Origin of the sequence: Pseudomonas emilianonis, assembly GCF_023072625.1 — a bacterium.
GTDB classification, from domain to species: domain Bacteria; phylum Pseudomonadota; class Gammaproteobacteria; order Pseudomonadales; family Pseudomonadaceae; genus Aquipseudomonas; species Aquipseudomonas paraveronii.
Genome location: NZ_JAKNRV010000521.1, coordinates 1 through 2,756, shown reverse-complemented (window position 1 = coordinate 2,756; position 2,756 = coordinate 1). Strand labels below are relative to the sequence as shown.

Annotated in this window: 1 pseudogene; it reads left to right on the top strand. The window is 63.0% G+C overall.

Going from position 1 to position 2,756, the window contains the following annotated elements:
* Positions 1-2,756 (top strand): annotated as a pseudogene (locus tag L9Z73_RS28695) (hemagglutinin); the annotation flags it as partial.

Below are 2,756 nucleotides of genomic sequence, written 5' to 3'. Positions count from 1 at the left end.
CGATGCGGGCGGCAACCTGCTGTTTGCCGCCGGCACCTTGCTCGACCGGGCGCAAACGCTGGTGGCCGGTACGCAGTTGGAGGCAGGTACCCTGCTGACCCAGGGCACCCGCCTGGCGGCGATGACCTGGCCAAAAGGCGTACCGCTTCCGTCGGTGGCAGCGTCGAACCTGAGTAACAACGTCGTCATGCTCAATGGCAGCAAGGCGCTGCCACGGGGTGCATTGATCCCCGCCGGTACCGACGTGAAGTTGCCCGACGGGGTTGGCTCGGTGCAACTGCGCCCGGAAGTCGCCGGACGTCAGGGCAAGTTGTGGGCGATTGCACCGATGTTGGCCGAGGGCACGCAATCCTGGTCGCTGCGCCTGGTCGCTGGCGCCGATACCGAGGCGGCCGACAGCCGCATCCTGCAAAGCCATCCGCGCAGTGGCGACCTGCGCCTGGCTGACGCTCACTACGGCATGTTTGCCAAGGAATTGCCCGCCACCGGCGTGCAGACCTGGAGCGCCTTTGCCGTCGAAGATTTTGCCGCCAACGGTGTGACCGTCAAGGAAGGCGACCCGGTCGACCAGGCGATTCTGGATGGTTTCGGGTTGGGCTCGATTGCCGATTTCTGCAACGGCAACCCGGCTTATTGCGCGATTAAGGTCGATTACCTGTGGACCCAGTCCGCTGCGCTGGAACTGGCCGATTATGGGGTCTTCGTGAAAGCGGGCGATGTGATCAAGCAAAGTGAGCTGGACCAATTGGGCTTGCCAGCTATCGCTGATTTCTGCACCAGTTCACCGTCGTACTGCCTGCTGGGTGGCGGCAAGGAGTATGCGGCCACGCCGTCCAGTACGCGCTTCAGTGTGATCCGTACCGGCACCGGTGATCTGGAGCTGTTGAGTGGCGGCAACCTGAGCATGGAGTCACTGTACGGGGTCTATACCGCGGGTACCTCCTCTGTCACCACCCAAGCTGGCGATCCGTATAACCAGGCTAAGGTGGTGAACAGCAACAAGACCGTACTCAATAGCCCAAACAGCTACTACGAGCAGTTCGTCAACGGCTCTTCGGACAGCCTGTACCGGGCCTGGTACCCGGAGGCCGGCGGCAACCTGACGTTGAACGTGGGCGGGAATCTCACCGGTAATATCGTGAGCCCTTCGACCTCCTTTCTTGGTCGTCCCGACACTCAGGACGTCGGCAACCAATCGGCCGCCGTCGGTAACTGGTTATGGCGCCAGGGCAGCGCGGACGTGGTGACGGGCGAGCAAGCCCAGCCGACCGCCTGGTGGGTCAATTTCGGCAGTTTCACCACGGTCAAGACGGCCCTGACGACATCCGATCAGTTAGTCGGCTTCACCGGTTTTGGCACCCTTGGCGGTGGTGACCTGGACGTGACTGTGCGCGGCAATGCGGGGACCTTGAATAGCCTCGCGGACAGTGCCAACAACGCGGCGCTGAACGTGCGCACCGAAGGCCTGGTGCTGGCGGTGGGCAGCACCGGTCGGGTGGCCAGCGATGGCAGCCTGGTGCTGACCGGCGGCGGTGACCTGCAGTTGCAGATCGGCGGTTCGCTGAACCCGGTCGCCTCACGGGCTGTGGATTCGCGCAATGGGGTGCTGGTCAACCTGCGCGGCAATGTGCAAGTAAGCAGTGGTACGGCGGGTGATATCAGCCTGACGTATGGCAGCATTTCGATACAGCACAGCCCCGGCGAAACACGTGCATACGACCCGTTGCAGGCCACCCGTGGCTTGCCTTCGGGCGGTATCACACTGGTTCCGGGTGATGCCACGTTCAGTCTGGCCACGGCCGGCGATCTGGTCGTGCAGGATGTACTCGACCCGGGACGGGTCGAGGTGGCTAACAGGTCCGCCTTTACTCGCGGGACCCAGTCGGGGGACGGGGAAAGTTGGTTCACGTTGTGGACGGCCCACACGGCGATAGATCTGTTCTCGGCAGGCGGCAATTTGACCCCGAATGTCAGCGGCACAGCGACTGACCTGGCAATCGTCTATCCGTCGATCCTTCGTGCGACTGCGGCTGGAGGCAATCTCTACTATGGGAAGGCCGCGCATATTTCCCAGTCCGATGGCAGTTATTCGGGCACGCTGTTGCTTGCCCTGGGCCCTGACGGTGAGTTGCAGTTCCTGGCCCGCGACTCGATTTACGCCGGCGGCATGTTCGTCACGCCGTCTGCGGCCGACCCGGGCATCATGGCCACGCCTTGGCAGCCGGCATTTGTCGGCAGGATTGACGGTCAGGTGGTCGCCGATGGCAATAATCTGTCAGCCAACAGCGGTCTGCCGACGGAGGGTACGGTCACCTATTCTGACCCGCGTCCATTGTTGACGTTTGGTTCGGCCACGGCTTCGGCTGCTGCGTATGTGCCCAAATCCCCGGCGCGTTTCTATGCGTTGAACGGCGACCTGGTCGGGGTCAGCAGTGGCCGGGTCATTGGCTTCAACAGTGCGCCGACGGCGAGCAATTCGGGGCAGACCTGGTACGAGGGCAACGGCCCGGTGTGGATGATGGCCGGGCGTGACATTGTCAGCAGTGGCAGCCTGTTCAACGATGCCCGGGGAACCTTGTCGGAGCAGCAGACGGGCAACCTCTTTATTCATAACAACCCCAACGACATTTCCATCGTTTCCGCCGGCCGCGACATTCTCTACAGCAACTTCCAGATTGCCGGCCCCGGCCTGCTGGAGGTGACGGCGGGCGGCAATATCCTGATGGCTGGGCGACCGGCGGCGGCGGGTGGCGAGG